At 44.9% G+C, this 16,313-nt stretch carries 19 protein-coding genes, 1 tRNA gene and 2 pseudogenes; 19 read left to right on the top strand and 3 right to left on the bottom strand.

The window, feature by feature from the left end; genetic code table 11:
* The first annotated feature begins 4 nt into the window (after positions 1-4).
* From aprA to JCM16159_RS14695, 10 genes and pseudogenes are all read left to right on the top strand, one after another.
* Positions 5-1,906, top strand: a pseudogene (gene aprA, locus JCM16159_RS04740) (adenylyl-sulfate reductase subunit alpha).
* Positions 1,907-1,916: 10 nt separating this feature from the next.
* Positions 1,917-3,289 (top strand): annotated as a pseudogene (sat, locus tag JCM16159_RS04735) (sulfate adenylyltransferase).
* The gene (locus tag JCM16159_RS14715) at positions 3,289-3,540 is read left to right on the top strand and encodes a hypothetical protein (protein WP_243665920.1); all 252 of its coding nucleotides are present in this window, start codon (positions 3,289-3,291) and stop codon (positions 3,538-3,540) included. The pseudogene sat and the gene JCM16159_RS14715 overlap by 1 nt, the downstream one beginning before the upstream one ends.
* Positions 3,498-3,662 (top strand): hypothetical protein, encoded by a 165-nt coding sequence (locus tag JCM16159_RS14710; protein ID WP_243665919.1) that lies wholly within the window; start codon positions 3,498-3,500, stop codon positions 3,660-3,662. Before JCM16159_RS14715 ends, JCM16159_RS14710 begins: the two co-directional genes overlap by 43 nt.
* A gap of 56 nt (positions 3,663-3,718) precedes the next feature.
* Positions 3,719-4,300, top strand: a complete 582-nt coding sequence (locus JCM16159_RS04725) for a hypothetical protein (protein ID WP_054857108.1) — start codon at positions 3,719-3,721, stop codon at positions 4,298-4,300.
* A gap of 94 nt (positions 4,301-4,394) precedes the next feature.
* A complete protein-coding gene (locus JCM16159_RS04720; protein WP_054857107.1) occupies positions 4,395-5,189 on the top strand; it encodes a hypothetical protein in 795 nt (264 codons plus the stop codon).
* Positions 5,190-5,257: 68 nt separating this feature from the next.
* Positions 5,258-5,908 carry an SAM-dependent methyltransferase gene (locus JCM16159_RS04715; RefSeq protein ID WP_054857106.1) on the top strand — a complete coding sequence of 217 codons (651 nt, stop codon included), beginning with the start codon at positions 5,258-5,260 and terminating at the stop codon, positions 5,906-5,908.
* A complete protein-coding gene (locus JCM16159_RS14705; RefSeq protein ID WP_243665918.1) occupies positions 5,883-6,218 on the top strand; it encodes a hypothetical protein in 336 nt (111 codons plus the stop codon). Before JCM16159_RS04715 ends, JCM16159_RS14705 begins: the two co-directional genes overlap by 26 nt.
* Entirely contained in the window at positions 6,197-6,841 is a 645-nt protein-coding gene (locus JCM16159_RS14700; RefSeq protein WP_243665917.1) for an AAA family ATPase, read from the top strand. Before JCM16159_RS14705 ends, JCM16159_RS14700 begins: the two co-directional genes overlap by 22 nt.
* Positions 6,804-7,268: a hypothetical protein gene (locus JCM16159_RS14695; protein WP_243665916.1), complete on the top strand. Its 465-nt coding sequence runs from the start codon at positions 6,804-6,806 to the stop codon at positions 7,266-7,268. The genes JCM16159_RS14700 and JCM16159_RS14695 overlap by 38 nt, the downstream gene beginning before the upstream one ends.
* Here the strand turns inward: JCM16159_RS14695 and JCM16159_RS04705 are convergent.
* The gene (locus JCM16159_RS04705; protein ID WP_054857105.1) at positions 7,253-7,927 is read right to left on the bottom strand and encodes a hypothetical protein; all 675 of its coding nucleotides are present in this window, start codon (positions 7,925-7,927) and stop codon (positions 7,253-7,255) included. The genes JCM16159_RS14695 and JCM16159_RS04705 overlap by 16 nt on opposite strands.
* An 85-nt stretch (positions 7,928-8,012) precedes the next feature.
* Here JCM16159_RS04705 and JCM16159_RS04700 point away from each other — a divergent pair, with 85 nt between their 5' ends.
* The 9 genes from JCM16159_RS04700 (at position 8,013) to JCM16159_RS04675 (ending at position 15,192) form a co-directional block, all read left to right on the top strand.
* A complete protein-coding gene (locus JCM16159_RS04700) occupies positions 8,013-8,639 on the top strand; it encodes a hypothetical protein (protein ID WP_243665915.1) in 627 nt (208 codons plus the stop codon).
* An 82-nt stretch (positions 8,640-8,721) separates the two neighbouring features.
* Entirely contained in the window at positions 8,722-9,126 is a 405-nt protein-coding gene (locus JCM16159_RS14690; RefSeq protein WP_243665914.1) for a hypothetical protein, read from the top strand.
* On the top strand, positions 9,105-9,434 hold the full coding sequence (locus tag JCM16159_RS14685) for a hypothetical protein (protein WP_243665913.1): 330 nt from the start codon (positions 9,105-9,107) through the stop codon (positions 9,432-9,434). The genes JCM16159_RS14690 and JCM16159_RS14685 overlap by 22 nt, the downstream gene beginning before the upstream one ends.
* A gap of 333 nt (positions 9,435-9,767) precedes the next feature.
* Positions 9,768-11,267, top strand: coding sequence for an HAD-IC family P-type ATPase (locus JCM16159_RS18600; RefSeq protein ID WP_367834283.1), 1,500 nt, complete (start codon positions 9,768-9,770; stop codon positions 11,265-11,267).
* Positions 11,268-11,272: 5 nt separating this feature from the next.
* Positions 11,273-12,067, top strand: a complete 795-nt coding sequence (locus JCM16159_RS18595; protein WP_367834282.1) for an HAD hydrolase family protein — start codon at positions 11,273-11,275, stop codon at positions 12,065-12,067.
* Positions 12,068-12,279: 212 nt separating this feature from the next.
* Positions 12,280-13,416 (top strand): sulfite exporter TauE/SafE family protein, encoded by a 1,137-nt coding sequence (locus JCM16159_RS04685; RefSeq protein WP_243665912.1) that lies wholly within the window; start codon positions 12,280-12,282, stop codon positions 13,414-13,416.
* A complete protein-coding gene (locus tag JCM16159_RS14680; RefSeq protein ID WP_367834313.1) occupies positions 13,371-13,694 on the top strand; it encodes a DUF1634 domain-containing protein in 324 nt (107 codons plus the stop codon). The genes JCM16159_RS04685 and JCM16159_RS14680 overlap by 46 nt, the downstream gene beginning before the upstream one ends.
* Before the next feature lie 50 nt (positions 13,695-13,744).
* A complete protein-coding gene (locus JCM16159_RS04680) occupies positions 13,745-14,674 on the top strand; it encodes a sulfite exporter TauE/SafE family protein (RefSeq protein WP_054857103.1) in 930 nt (309 codons plus the stop codon).
* A gap of 38 nt (positions 14,675-14,712) precedes the next feature.
* The gene (locus JCM16159_RS04675; protein ID WP_054857102.1) at positions 14,713-15,192 is read left to right on the top strand and encodes a PaREP1 family protein; all 480 of its coding nucleotides are present in this window, start codon (positions 14,713-14,715) and stop codon (positions 15,190-15,192) included.
* A 196-nt stretch (positions 15,193-15,388) separates the two neighbouring features.
* On the opposite strand, the gene JCM16159_RS04670 is transcribed toward JCM16159_RS04675, so the two are convergent.
* Together JCM16159_RS04670 and JCM16159_RS04665 are read right to left on the bottom strand one after the other, a co-directional pair.
* A tRNA-Arg gene (locus JCM16159_RS04670) sits at positions 15,389-15,463 on the bottom strand.
* Positions 15,464-15,503: 40 nt separating this feature from the next.
* The gene (locus JCM16159_RS04665; RefSeq protein WP_243665911.1) at positions 15,504-16,310 is read right to left on the bottom strand and encodes an aldose 1-epimerase; all 807 of its coding nucleotides are present in this window, start codon (positions 16,308-16,310) and stop codon (positions 15,504-15,506) included.
* Positions 16,311-16,313 lie beyond the last annotated feature (3 nt).

Raw genomic sequence — 16,313 nt, 5'->3', positions numbered from 1 at the left:
GAACATGACGAAGGTTAGGTATGTGGATACGGACATCTTAATAATCGGCGGTGGGATGGCCGGCAGTGGAGCCGCTTGGGAGGCCAGGTATTGGTGTAGAAACTGTAGAATAGTATTGGCTGAGAAGGCGAATATTAATAGGAGCGGTGCGGTGGCGATGGGACTATCGGCAATCAATACGTACATGGGTCTAAAGTGCAAGGAAAACACGGTTGAGGACTACGTTAAGTACGTCAGGGGCGACTTAATGGGCATAGTGAGGGAAGACCTCGTTTACGACTATGCAAGACATGTGGACTCAACAGTCCACCTATTCGATGAGTGGGGACTACCAATATGGCCCGAGCCAAAGACTGGGTGCTATGTTAGGGAGGGTAAGTGGCAAATAATGATTCATGGAGAGTCCTACAAGCCGATAGTTGCTGAGGCAGCCAGGAAGGCCCTTGGTGATGAGAACATATTTAATAGGGTAATGGTTACGCATCTGCTTAAGAGCCCTGGCAATCCCAATAGGGTTGTTGGCGCCATAGGCTTTAACGTTAATGACGGCACATTTTACGTATTCAAGGCAAAGGCAACCATACTAGCCGCAGGCGGTGGTTCACAGATTTATAGCCTAGGTCCAGGGTGAGGGACTTGGCAGGAGTTGGTATCCGCCGTGGTCCTCGGCCTCATCCTATGGTATGATGATTGAAGCTGGCGCTGTGATGACAATGATGGAGGCCAGGTTTGTGGTACCAAGATTTAAGGACGGCTATGGACCTGTTGGTGCATATCAGCTATTACTTAAGACGAGAATTACTAATGCGTATGGCCAGGACTTCTGGAAGCCTCATGTCGATGAGATAAGGAAGCTATACAGCGGTAAGGGTAAGTACGCAGACTTACCCATTACTCCAACAACACTTAGGGTATTCGCCCAACGCCTTGAGTGGATGGCTGGCCGTGGGCCAAGCCTCATGAGGACTGACGAAACCGTCAAGAGGGGTACGGAGAGTGAGGCAATAGCTTATGAGGACTTCCTTGACATGACCATAAGCCAGGTAGTTATATGGGCTGGGCAGAACCATGAACCTGCCGATAGGCATATGAGGTAATTACCACGGAACCCTACGTGATGGGTAGCCACGCTACCGAGTGCGGTGCATGGCCCAGTGGCCCTGAGGATCTGGCGCCCAGGAAGATCGAGGGTTTACCCGATGATAGGGGATACCAGTATTACTGGGGTTATAACAGGATGACAACGCTGGATGGCTTATTCTGCGCAGGTGATGCATGCGGCGCTAATCCGCATAAGTTTAGTAGTGGTTCATTTACTGAAGGCAGGTTGGCGGGTAAGTCCGCCGTATTATACGTGATGGATCACAGTGATGAGAAGGTTGAGGTGGATAAGGCACAAGTCGATTCATTAATAGCCAAGGTAATGGAACCACTGGAGCGTTACCAGAAGGGTAAGTATAGCGTTGTCACCGGCCCGAGTTACATGCATCCAATAGACCCAACTAAGATGTACTGGAAACAGGGCTTATTTAGGCTTCAGAAGATCATGGATGAATGCGCAGGTGGTTGGTCTAATTATTACATGACCAATGAAGTCATGCTCAACAGGGGTCTAGAGTTACTGCAGTTCCTTAAGGAGGACTTCCTTAACTACGCCGCCGCCCAGGACTGGCACGAGTTAATGAGGGTTTGGGAGCTTTGGCATAGGATATTGGCTGCGGAGGCCGTGGTTAGGCACATGCTGTTTAGGAAGGAGACCAGGTGGCCCGGCTACTACGTTAGGGCGGATTACCCAGCGCTCGACGATGAGAATTGGCACGTATTCGTTAACTCAAGGTATGATGCGAAGACAGGTCAGTGGGAGTTATGGAAGGTTCCCGTGATACACATAATAGAGTTCCCATGAGGTGGTCGATATGAGTCTCAAGGTCTACATGCCACCCCCACACGGTGGAAAACTGGTGGATGCGGTGGTTAAGGATAGGGATAAGGCAATTAACATGGCCGCTGGCGCAGTACCATACGACATAAAGGCCACTAGGGACCCAGTGAGTGGCTTACCCATTAGGAATGTGTATAGGGAGATAATGTCCATCGCCTACGGCTTCTTCAGCCACTGGATAGTTCATGACTGGGAATGAGGTTGAGAATGTGCTTAAGGAGAGGAGGCTCCTCGATGGTTGGTTGTTCCCATTCCCAATAATATTTGATATAAGTGAGGATGATCTGAAGAAGCTTAGTATTAAGGAGGGTGATAGGTTATTACTTAGGCTTAAGGGACAACCGTTTGCAATACTTGATGTCGAGGAGATTTGGAGGTTTGATCCCAAGGACTTGGCTGATAGGACGTTTGGAACGCCAGAGAGGAATCCCGAGGTTGTTAAGAAGAGGTTTGATGAGAAGCACCCCGGCTGGTTGATATATAGGAGTATGACCGGCACAGCATTGGCAGGTAAGGTTTACGTGATTAATGAGCCTGTGTTTAAGGAGCCGTATAATAGATTCTGGTACCCACCTGCCAAGTCCCGCGAGGAGATACAGAGGAGGGGCTGGAGGACTGTCATCGCCCACCAGACTAGGAATGTGCCGCACACAGGCCATGAGCACTTAATGAAGAATGCACCTACTTAGGCGATATTGAGCCGTGCCATGGAATACTCGTCAATGCTATAATCGGTGCCAAGAGGCTCGGCGACTTCGTCGATGAGGCAATACTCGAGGGTCACGAGGCGCTTAATAAGTATGGCTATATAAGTCCGAGGAGACACATAGTTACCTTCACGCTATGGGATATGAGGTATGGCAATCCACTTGAGTCGTTACTTCACGGTATAATTAGGCAGAACATGGGTTGTACGCACCACATGTTTGGTAGGGACCACGCAGCTGTCGGCGATTACTACGACCCATACGCAACACAGATACTTTGGGAGAAGGGCATACCGAGCTACGGTCTCAACGCCCCACCCTATGATCTTGACAAGGGACTTAAGATTAGGCCTGTTAACATTAAGGAGTTCTGGTATTGCCCGAAGTGCGGTGAAATTACCTATAGCGACACGTGCGCGCACACCGACATAGCCAGAGGTTCAGTGGTAGTTTCATTAGGGGATTAATTGCGGAGGGTGTTGAGCCACCACCAATAATCTTTAGGCCCGAGGTTTATAGGGTGATTGTTAAGTGGTGGAGGGTTTATGGCTATCCATTCGTTAATAAGAAGTACCTTGAGTTAAAGGAGAGAGAGCTTGAGGTTGATGTACCACCAATGGAGGTGCCGTTGAGGAGGTGATGGGCATGCCCTACAAGATCTCCGTGATACTGGATAAGACGAGACTCGAGAGGATAAGGGGGACGTCTCTGGAGAAGTTGGTTAAGGATTTATACGGTGGCTATCTTAAGGTAATTGAACTTGAGGTCCCCGACGACTTTGCCCAGAGGATTTTGAAGGAATTCCCGAGGCTAGGATTGATGCCAGGGGTTTCATTGAGGAGACGCCTGTGGCCTTTAAGAGGGAGCTCTTTGAGGTTATTGCTCAGTTGAAAAGTGTTGGTAGGGAGGTCTTTGATGAATTATTGAAGCCTGAGAGACTAGGCAGGATTAAGGAGTTAGCTGCTAAGGAGGAGGAGTACTTACCACCACCTACATTACCTGAAGAGAAGTGAGAGGAGCGCCTTGGTCTTGTTAAAAATAGAAATATTTTCATTATAAGGTCTTACCTATGCTTCATAACTATGAGGAAGAGGTCATTAAGACACTAAGGGAGGAGCTTAGAGATCGAGGTATTAATGTTACGGATGAACAGATTGATAAGGTTAAAATATGTATAAGTGAATTGAGGAAGAGACACGTACCATTAGGTCAGGCTAAGGAGGTTGCCAGGTTAATTGCTCAGGTCCTTTCTGAAACTCCGCTTGCTGCATTGGGTATGGAGGATATTAGGCGGTTTTTATCGATGATTAGTTCATGTAGATTGGTTGGGTTTCAATTACGTAGACATGAGTCTATTTACTGCCCAATAATGGTACCCAGAGACTTCATTGGTGTTTCATTAATTACAGTATTAACGCAGTTAGGCAACGTAACCCTATTAATAAAGAGGGTTGGTGAGCCCATAAGTGATAATGCGTACTATGCAGAGGATGTAATACTCGTTGGTTACTTTGACGTGAATAATGTGATGTGGTCCCAAAGGTTTGACCCGGGTCTCTACTTAGTTGAGGTGAGTAATTCATTTGGCGATAATGTTAATGTCACGGTAGATGTAATGACGTGCATATTAAATACTAAGAAGAATCCTTAAATAGAGACATGCCCTTTATTTATAAGGGATTTTATTTAATGCATTTTATGCACTGATCAAATCATATTTATTCATCTGAATATATACGTAACTGATGAGCACCATGTTGATGAATAGATCTGTAATCAATGATGAGCACGTTAATACTATTCGATTACTACGGCAGCGACTCCAGACCGAGATGGATATTGACGATACTATCAAGGATCTACTGGCTTATATTATTTATAACGAACCAGTGACGTTATATAGGATTTCCAAGAATACGAGGTTCGCCATCTCAACGGTTTATAAGAAGGCTAGGAAAATGATTCAATATGGGCTAATAAGGTCATTAAGTATTGGTGAAGTCAATAGTGAGAGAAATATATACGTATCAACGGTTAAGGGCCTATTGACGTGTCTGGCCCTCGATTGCGTTGACGATGAAGATATGATTTTTAATAAGCTATGCCAAAAATGGCATCTAAGGAGTTATTGCTGTCAAAGGGTCATGAAGATAATAAATGTATTACCTGCGTTGATAAGCATTGATGGCAATATTATGAGAGTAATTGACGACCCCAGGACAGTCATGATGGTAATACTCGAGCGTAAAGATCAATTAAAGTCATTAATTAAGTACGACATACTTAATGATGTAATTAACATGGCAATGCATTATTTGATTAATAGGTTAATTATTGATGGCGGTATAATTACGAAATCATCAATCCTAATTGGTAATGATAAATTCGTGGTTAATATAGGCCTTGATGGTAATGCGTATGTTTACATGTGCAGGCTTTGCGGGAAATCATGCATGGGTATGAAAATACTAAGTGATTGCCATGATTGTGTTTTACTACGTGAAATTAAGGAATTGAGGAAGATTCGTATTTTAGAATAATGGGATTTTTACATGCCATGTGTAATAACCATTATTTAATTACCATAAACCAATAGGTTAAGTAATGGGTGATTATTATCCCAATTTACGTTGTTGGTGCCGGTCCTTGGGATCCCGAGCTTATTACCGTGAAGGCTATTAAGGTATTGAGTAGGGCTGACGTTGTGTTTTACGGCTCATTAGTTAATGAGGAGATAATAAACATGTACGCGCCAAATGCCAGGAAAATATTCATGGGGCACGTAAGAGGCGATGCGCATAAGGAGTACGTAATTAAGGCAATAGAATTAGCCAGGAAAGGACTTAACGTGGTTTTCCTCAAGAATGGGGACCCAGTAATATTTGGCAGAGGAATTGAGATTTGCAGGGAGGCCCTACGTAATGGTGTTCCCTGTGAAATAGTGCCGGGGGTCAGTAGTTTTACGGCAGCCGCAGCCAAGTACATGGTTGAATTGAGAGGTGTGGTTGCGTTGATGGCATATCCAGACATTGACTACGATGTTAAGGCTGACGTTAAGATCGTCTTCATGGGCACGAGGATGATTAAGGAATTAATTAGCAAGTTAGATGGTGATCACGAGGTTTTAATAGTTAGTAGGGTTACATACCCAGACGAGGAGTTTCATAGACTTAATAATAGCTCTGACACTGATAATGTGAAGGCCCCGTCACTTATCTTCATAGTGAGGCGTGATGGGCATGGAGGTGACAGTGCCTAGGCTTGTCGTGGCTTCATACAAGGGCAGGAACGGTAAGACCACAGTAACCCTAGCGCTGACTTATGCTTTAATTAAGGCAGGGCTTAGGGTATCCATGTTTAAAGTTGGTCCCGATTACATAGACCCAAGTTACCACTCAGTAATTGTAAATGCACCAAGTAGGAACCTGGACTACGTACTGATGGGCGATAAGGTAATAACGAGGTTCTATAGGTACTCCTTGAACTCAGACATCGCCATTATTGAGGCGTCTCAGGGCTTTACGACAGCTTTGACGGCATCAGTGAGGTGGGTAGCACCGCCCAAATAGCCAAATTACTAAGGGCGCCGGTCATATTGGTCATTAATGGTGAGAGGATTAATAGGACCGTGAGGGCGATAATCAGGGGATTGAGGGACTTCGACCGCGATGTGAAGATCGTAGGCGCCATAATTACCAACACTACGCAGAGACAGGTCGATAAGTTGAGGATTGCCGTGGAGGGCGAGGGCCTGGAGTTCCTTGGTTATGTACCAAGGAGTGACGATCTTGAGAATGCAATGCAGTATAGGCATTTAGGCCTAATACATGCTGAGGAGATCAATAAGCAACACCTAATTAAGGTGTTCAATGACGCGTCGAAGTTCATAGATGTTAATAAGGTCGTTAAGGTAGCTAGGGAGTACTCTGAACCCCTCGATGTTGGGGGTGATGTAATTCCCGAAATGCCCAATATCGTTAGTGATGAATTGAGGGTGGGTATACTCAGTGGTAGGGTTTTTACATTCTATTACCCAGAGACGATAGAAAGGGTTCAATCACTCACGAGGAATGTCAGGTTTATTGACCCGGAGGTTGATCAGGGGCTCGGTGATATAGACCTATTGCTAATTGGTGGTGGTTTTCCCGAGGTTTATGGGGAAGCCCTTGAGAAGAACAGGGCGCTTAGCTGATGTGCGTAGGTTCATAGATTCGGGGAAGCACTTATACGCCGAGTGCGGGGGCTTGATGTACTTAACTAACTCGATTATATACAATAATGAGGAGTACGAGATGGTGGGCGCCATAGACGCGGTCACAGTAATGCATAGAAGGCCCGTGTGGTATGGTTATGCAAGGGCTAGGGTGATTAGGGATTCCATCATTGGTAATGCCGGCTTGGTATTGATGGGGCATGAGTTTCATTACTCCTCACTAATCCTGCATGGCAATTACGACTTCGTAATTAAGTATGAGAGGGGTGCAGGGATAAACGGCTTTGATGGTTTTCAAATAAATAATGCCTATGCACATTATCTGCACATTCACCCAGACACCTATGACGTAGTTAGTAAGATAATGAGGGGGATACTAAAGAGCAAGGCTCAGTTAAGTATGTAATCGTTATCGCATTGCATTGCTAATACCCTAACCCTATTATCATTGCCTATGAATGCCACAGACCTACACCCATTAATGTTTGTGGTTGGGAAGTATTCAATTAGTGCCTTGGCGATAACCCTCCTTGCTCCATTAATTAAATCGGCACTTCCATACTCATTAACTAATGCCTCATATAGCGAATCAGTATTTGTAAGCTTAAGATCGTTGGGTAACACGAGCAAAACGTTTCTTGGAAATTCCTGATACAACGAAATAGCATCACTATTGAGTTTACCCCCACTACTTAGGTAAAGTAACCTTAGGTAGCTCTCAACCTCATAATCATTAAAGTCCGTCAATCCCCAACTACCTTTAATCGCGCTAATCGCTGCCCTCGCCGTATCCTCATCAATACCGTTAATACGCATGAAGTACGCAAAGACTAGTAATAGGTAACCGCCAATACTTATTAAGTACTTATTCCTGCTGATCCTTTCTAGAAGCCCCATCATTTCTAGCTCGGAGACCCTCCTATAGAATGTCGCCTTACTAATGTGCCCAGCCAGTGATAACCATAGTGGATTTGCATTATCATCCCTCGAAGTCTCGCGAATAGCGTGAAGTACCAGTTTTAAAATCATTAAGTGCACAATGTCAATGCCAACACCAGGTATCATCTAATATTTCCTAGTTGTCGAATTAAAAATACTTATTTCACGTGGAATTAATTTTAAATCTCATAATTATGAGACTAGAGTGATAATGGGGAGGCGATGTGTTGAATTAAGCATGCCCAATGAGCTTAACGAATTAATTAATAACGCCATAAACCTAGCTAAGACGCATGACCCAAGCAGTAGGGTTAGGGAGAATGCCGAGTTATTCATTAAAATACATATAGTACCGATAGACGCATTCATTGAGTTTACCAACGGTGGTATTAGGGTTAAGATTAATGTTGAGGGAGGATTGATAATTAAGGAGGCGTTAACATTAATAGGTGATATCAAGCCATGTAGAGCACGCCTAAAGGAGGAGCACTCACAATTACTAAATCCTTACTTAAACTATGAGATGAAATTATTAACAATGTTCCGAGGATACCTACTATGCGGTGATGTACTTAATTACCTAATATGGGCTTATGACCAAGTCATGGGTAGGCACCTTGTGAGCGAATTAGTGAGTCGTGGCGTTAAGGGAAGGTCCATTATAAAGATGTTAAATGAATTGTTCAATGCAATAACCTGTAACTTGGTTAATTACGTACTAGGAAGTAAGGCTCATGCGGATCATGAATTAATTGGTAATATCCTTAAGGACCTTAGGAATTCGACCCTCATATTGCTGAGGCTTAACGATGATTGTACCTACGCGGGCCTGTACTGATCATTCTATTGCAGTTTCATCATACTTAATTCCACATGAATTGTGGAATAGTATTAATAAATATTTTTATGTATATATTATTGTGAGTAACACCAGCATAATGAATAGCATCATTGAAGGCGCAGTGGCTAAGGTCAGGTTGTTCGAACCAAATTCATTGATTAGGGAGAGGGCCGACCTATTTATTAAGATTCACATAGTTCCAATGGAACAATTAGTCAGGGTGGAAAGGGGCGCGTTAGTGCCCACTGCGTACATAATTGACCTGTCATTAATAGGGCCATCGGTAATGCGAATTGAGGACTACTTAAAGATGCGTGAGGATGGTTCCCTGACTCTTGGCAGGAAGTTGGGTAAGGCCAGGAATAAGGAGCAATTGGTGGTTAATTACGTAGAATTGATCATTAAGGCATTGAGGTTCTTTAACGGCTATTTCATATGTAGGCACGTCCTTGATCACATCGTATGGCTTATGATGAGGCCCTAAATAACGGTGCAACAATAAGGCTCTTCAAGAATGAGTTTAAGGATGATAGGGAGGTTGATAAGGCGTTGAATGAATTATCCAAGCACATAATCGCATCAATTACCGACTTTTACAACGGGTTAAGGACTTGGATCCTTAATAACGAGTTGAAAAGACCATCATACACGCAGTACTTCATAATCCATGAAATACTCAGGAGGTTACTACCCAATGAAAACCTAGTGGTTATTGAGGCTAATGAGGATTACTTCTACCTGGGCCTCCTTAGGGATGTGCCATTGACAAGTACGATAATTAAGCTAGGTTAGGCACATTTTCACAGGCATTTCTATTCACTATTATTTATTAATTGTCAAAATTATTGAATTTTATACTAAATTAATTCCTATAATGTGGAATAAAATTTATAAAACCTCATTACGTCAAAAACATGACTTTATTATGTCGTCTGAGAAGTCTCGTAATTATGAGACTATGTCTGTGGAGGAAGTTCTACGAGAATTAGGTACTAACCAAGTACTGGGCTCAGTGAGACTGAGGTTAGTGAGAGGGTTAAGAGGTATGGCTATAATGAGGTACCTGAGAAGAAGGAACATCCAGCGAAAAAGTTTGCTAAGAAGTTCACCGGGTTCACTGCGTGGATGTTGGAGGCCGCCATGGTGGTTTGCATAGTACTAGGTTTAACAATAGACCCTGCCAGATTAGTTGATGCCTACATAATTGCCGCATTACTCGTTGTTAATGCATTAATTGGGTTTATTCATGAGGAGCACGCCGCGAGGGCTGTTGAGTTGCTTAAGCAGAGGCTTCAGGTAATGGCTAGGGTCCTTAGGAATGGTGCTTGGCAGGCACTACCAGCGAGGTTCCTGGTGCCCGGCGATATAATTAGGGTTAGGGCTGGCGATATAGTGCCGGCGGACGCCAAGATAATAACCAATGAGGAGGTTGAGGTTGACCAATCAGCGTTAACTGGGGAGAGCATGCCTGTGGCTAAGAGGAGGGGTGACGTAATGTACTCAGGCTCGATCGTGAGGAGGGGTGAGGCTACGGCGGTCGTCATAAGGACAGGCCTAAACACGTATTTTGGCAAGACAGTACAGCTGGTCCAAACGGCGAGGCCTAAGCTACACATGGAGGAGGTAATATCTAAGGTTGTCTCGGCTTTATTAATCATGGTTTCAATTCTCGTAATAGTAATGTTCCCACTAACTTACTTCTACCTACACAGCCTAAGGTTCCTAGCCGATTACGTACTGCCACTGGCGATAATGCTCGTTGTATTTGCCGTACCGGTTGCACTACCTGCCATGTTCACGGCGACCATGGCGGTTGGGGCCCAGGAAATGGCCAGGAAGGGCGCATTAATAACTAAGCTCAGCGCCGTCGAGGATGCGGCCTCCATGACCGTACTCTGCGCGGACAAGACGGGCACCCTGACGTACAATAGGCTCACCGTAACCCACGTAGTGCCCATGAAGGGTTACTCAGAGGATGATGTGTTACTATACGGTGCGCTGGCCAGTCAGGAGGCTAACCAGGACCCAATAGACCTAGCCTTCATTAGGGCTGCCAGGGAGAGGAAATTGCCAATTAATGACTTTGACGTTAAGGAGTTCAAACCATTTGACCCATCAACAAGGCGCACGGAGGCATTAGTAGTCGATAGGAATAACGGCAATCGCATGTTAAGGGTGGCTAAAGGCGCCGTTAGGACTTTGGCCGAGGAATTGTGTAAGGTTAGGCTGAGTGAGGATATCGAGAACATAATGAACTCCTTCGCGGCTAGTGGCTATAGGACTCTCGGCGTAGCCAAGTCCGAGGATGGCGATAACTGGGAGATGGTAGGCCTGGTGGCGCTTTACGACATGCCCAGGGAGGATACGCCAAGGCTAATTCAGGAGCTTAGGAACCTAGGCGTTAGGGTTAAGATGCTGACCGGCGATGCTAAACCCATCGCTAGGGAGATCGCCAAGATGATAGGCTTGGGCGAGAATGTAGTATCTGGTAAGGAATTGAAGGAATTACTGGAGAAGGATCCCCAGAGGGCGGCCAAGCTTGCTGAGGAGGCTGACGTATTTGCTGAGATCTACCAGAGGATAAGTACTTCATCGTTAAGAGCCTTCAGGCAGCTAAGCAGATAACCGGCATGACGGGTGATGGCGTTAATGATTCGCCAGCCCTCAAGCAAGCCGAGGTTGGTATAGCCGTCAGTAATGCGACCGATGTGGCTAAGGCGGCCGCTAGTGTTGTATTGACCGTGGAGGGCCTTGCGGGTATTGTGGAGCTTGTTAGGATTGGTAGATCCACGTTCCAAAGGATTGTTACGTGGATACTAAATAAGGTTGTTAAGACCTTTGAGATAGCCGTATTCGTAACCCTGGCATTCCTAATATCGGCACTATTCTGGCATAACCCGATATACACAGTCTCCGCCCTCGACGTGACCCTCTTCCTATTCCTGATAGACTTCGTAACCATATCGTTATCCACGGACAATGCTAAGGGATCACCAACGCCAGAGAAGTGGGATGTGCCTAAGCTCGTGAAGCTCGGTGTCGGGCTTGGGGTATTCACTGTTGCCGAGATGTTTGGATTATTATTCCTAGCCCTGGATTACTTCCACATAAGTAACATACATGTACTACATACCTACTACTTCACGGCGATGATGTACATGGGCATACTTACGCCATTCATAGTCAGGGAGAGGGGGCCATTCTGGGTTTCAAGGCCTGGTAAATGGTTAGTAATATCATCAATAGTTGATCTCGTCGTTGTTGCATTCATAGCATTGACGGGACTACCCGGGCCATGGGGACACTTACTAACGCCGATAACCTGGCAGGAATATGCAGCAATAACGCTCTATTGCCTATTCGTTAACTTCGCAATTAATGATAAGGCGAAGCTAATGCTTGGAAGATTTGGCATTTCTAGGTAATGATGCAAATACGTTATATAGAATTAAAATAGTTGTTCATATTTATATTCAATTCTCTTAATTATTAACTATTTATGAATAATTATTAATTAATGCATTCAATTATGATTAAATTATTCAATAGTTTTCAGGATAATTACTAAATTATTTTCCGTTTAACGTACAAGGTTGTGTAACAATATTTATATATCGTGAAGTCAAGCTTTTGACTAATGATGAGCCTCATTTTTGATTTGATAAAAATGTTGGAGTTCATAGCAGCCGGTATCGTAGCTGGTATCCTTGGCGCATTGGCTGGGCTTGGTGGCGGTGTCGTTCTAACACCGGTATTAACACTATTTCTGAGTGTACCAATAATATATGCTACAGGCTCTGCATTAATATCGACAATATCCACATCGGCAGGCTCGGCTAGTGTCTACGTTAGGAAGAGATTGGCTAATGATAGGATAGGCATTAGCCTAGTAACGGCAACAACGACCGGCGCAATAGTAGGTTCGTTAACTGCGAACTACGTATATACTCATCACCTTACCTGGATAATATACGTAATATTTGGTTTAGTACTCCTGGCGTCGATAATCCCCACAGTACAAAGAAGCACTTGTGAATTACCGCCACCGAGGAATCCCGACCGGACCACGAGGGCGTTTAGACTCTATGGCGTATGTTATGATCCGGCACTGAAGATTTGGTACAGGTACTGGGGAATTAGGTGGTGGCTTGGTTGGCTAATAATGCTGTTTGCCGGCTTCATTAGTGGTTTGTTGGGTATTGGTAGTGGCGCCCTAAAGGTCCTCGCCATGGATTGGGGAATGAACCTACCCATGAAGGTGAGCACAACAACGAGCAACTTCATGATAGGGGTAACGGCGGCGACCAGTGGCTCGCTGTATTGGTTCTTTGGTTACATAAGCCCATTCATAGCTGCGTGCACGGCAATAGGCGTTCTATTGGGTTCAAGGATTGGCACTAGGATGCTCATGTACGTGACCAATAGGCAGGTTAGGTGGGTCTTCGTGGCAATACTGGCCTATTTGGGCTTTAGGATGGTCCTTAGGGGCCTCGGTAGGGAGGGCATACTGCCAATAACGTCAATGGAGAGAAACATCATTGCGGCAGTATTTGCGTCAGTAATAATAATTTCTCTCTACTTCATATTCACGTATAAGTATAAGGAAATCCAGGACATCACGTTAAGTATTTATCAAGCTCAACCTGAGAACCCGGGGAGGATTGAGCTTAAGTTCATAAACATAACCAGTAGTCTCCTTAAGTATGGAGTCCTCATAAGCATTGCCCTATTAGTGCTAGGCTCATACTCATCTTCATCCACGGTGGTGGGCTAGGGATATCGCTTAATAAGATCGTTGATCCCAATGCTCATGTCGACACCTCGGCAATATCAATAATGAGCGTCGTTGCTGGCGATTTGAAACTTGACGGACTAAGCATGATGCTCACAGGATTACTGGTGCTTATTGCGATACCTGTGATAATGGTGTCGCTGAACCTCGTTAGATTCGCCATGGAAAGGGATGTATTGTATACGGTACTTGCGGCAGTGACGCTGATCAATCTATTCCTCGCAATATTCGTGTTACCACTGATGGTGTTGCATAAATAGGTGATAAACATGTACGTACTCACCCAAGCCTGGCAATCCTGGGATTAATAATGATTTGCGGGTTAGTCTCAGGTTTACTTGGTGCTTTACTTGGGCTTGGGGGCGCAGTCATTCTGACGCCGTTATTGACGGTTCTGCTCAACTTGCCAATACAGTACGCGGCAGGCATTAGTCTGGTGTCGGCGTTATCTACGTCAATAGTGGCTGGCTCGAGGTTCCTGAGGATGGGGATACCAAACGTTAGGGTGTTCATGGTATTATCCTCGGCGGGGACCACAGGGGCTATAATAGGGTCGTTAATGGCGTATCACATAATCAGCTCCGGCTATAATTGGATACTTTACTTAATATTTAGCGGCGTCATGTACATGGCCATGGCTCTCGTAGCTAAGCCTAGGCAGCATGTAATGACTGCATTACCAATAAGTGTAAGGGATTCTTACGTAATCACTGGTTCCTATCTTGATCAGGCATTGAAGGTGTATGTTAATTATGGAGTAAGGAGAGGCGGTTTAATGAGGGCATGGGGGATAATGCTCTTCGGTGGATTAATATCGGGCCTCCTTGGGATTGGCGGTGGACCAATAAACATGCTAGCCCTTTACTGGGCCGCGGAATTACCCATTAAAGTGGCCTCAGCAACCAGTAACCTAATAGTTGGCGTAACTGCGGCGACGAGCGGGACGCTTTATTGGTTCTTTGGCTATATACAGCCGTTCATGGCGATGGCGTCAGTGATGGGTATCGTGATTGGCGCTAACGTATCAACGCACATACTACCCAAGGCCAGGGGCTCCACAATAAAGGCGCTCCTCCTCTCAATATTCTCATACCTAGCGTATAGAATGCTCCTATCTGGGTTGAGGAGAGGGGGTATTTTCGTACTGCCAATGAATATTGAGTACATAACGTCATTCATGGTACTACTAATGACACTAGGAGTACTATTCGCACTACGTAAGTACATCAGCGAGGAGTAAAGACCTACCAATTAAAATCTCTAGCACTTATTTAATATATGGCATTGGCATTATCACCCATGATCACAGAGCTACTTAGGGAGTTGGCTAACGGTAGAGATATTGAGGAGTTCATAGTTGATTTAGTGGCCGAGAGGCTTGATACTCAACGTAGGGTTGAGTTGTACCTGAGGCTTCACGAAGATTACCTCAGGGCTGCTGAGGAATTGTATAATAAGGGCGACCTTGCCCAGGCCGGCGAGAAGTACTGGGGCGCGGTTACGGCACTGCTCAACGCCATAGACGAGTCAAGGGGCTGGGAACACTACAGCCACAGGGACTACGACGTAATAATTGGAAGGCTGTACAAGGAGACAAAGGATAAATTAATCCTAACGAACTTCAGCATGGTTAAGAGACTACAGGCAAACTTCTACCATAACTTCATGGATAGGGAGGAATTTGAGGCGCATAGGGAGACTGTGTTTGAGTTAATAGGGAAATTGAGAGAATTTTTGAAGAACCTAAATAAAACCTAACCCCTGTAGTAATGTAATATCTTGATTCTTTATCATGATGGGCAGGGTTTCATCATTAATCAGCGACCAGAAACCTTTATCACCCATTATCGCATATGTAATGCGAAGCGATTAAAATTAATTCGGTTAACGAGAAGCCCGTTATAGCATGTAAATGAAGTAATGAGAATAAAAATGAGAATAAAGCAAAAACTAGCGGCCCCGGTGGGATTTGAACCCACGACCTACGGCTTAGAAGGCCGCCGCTCTATCCATGCTGAGCTACGGGGCCAAGTATGGTGTAGATTATTGATTTTTTTAGTTTTTCTCGTTTAGATCCTCAAGATATTTACTGTGAAGCCGTACCTCCCTTCCTCACCTGGTTTTATTATGGTTAATCCCATACCATTGTGGTACGCATCCGGCGCGCCGCTCATTGGCTCTATGGCAACTGCGTTGGGTACTCCCGTGAATATTTGGACATAGGGCATGTTGCGCCTTACTATCCTTATGATTGAGTATTGGGATTCCAACGTTATGTCGCCGCTTATTAGGAAGCAGTCATCGAACTCCCTCCTTACAGCATCGCTTAAGTTAAATGGTATTAATTTACCAGTTGGTATTTTGTTAATCGACTCACAAATCTGCGTATTCCCTTGGACTCTCATCCGCCAATCATCACTAACTATGAAGTATGGGTGAGCACCGACAACTAGCGGTGCATTTCTGAGTCCCGTATTTCGTACAATAATCTCAACATTAAGACCCCTATCATTAAGTGCGTACTTAATTATTGATGTTAATTCAGTCGGGTAACCAGGGTGGTTAAGAATATACCTAAGTGCTACATTATCCTCGCCTATGGATATGACATCCCACTCCTCATTCAGGACGAGCCCATGAATTGCGTGACCCTCCTCATTCCTGGGCAGGTAATACTTTACACCCTCAAACTCATACTCCCCACCCCTCACCCTATTCGCGAACGGTATCATTATCGCCATACCACTCCACGTCGGTTTGTCGCGATTACCCGGCAGTATCACGTCCTTACCCAAGACAGACCACTTGAGTAAATACGCACCCCTCCTGCATATTATGGCTTGAGAAACATTGTTACCCAATTCGATGCACTCCACGGT

This window comes from Vulcanisaeta sp. JCM 16159 (assembly GCF_001316265.1).
Lineage (GTDB): Archaea > Thermoproteota > Thermoprotei > Thermoproteales > Thermocladiaceae > Vulcanisaeta.
This window is presented reverse-complemented; position numbering and strand designations above follow the sequence as displayed.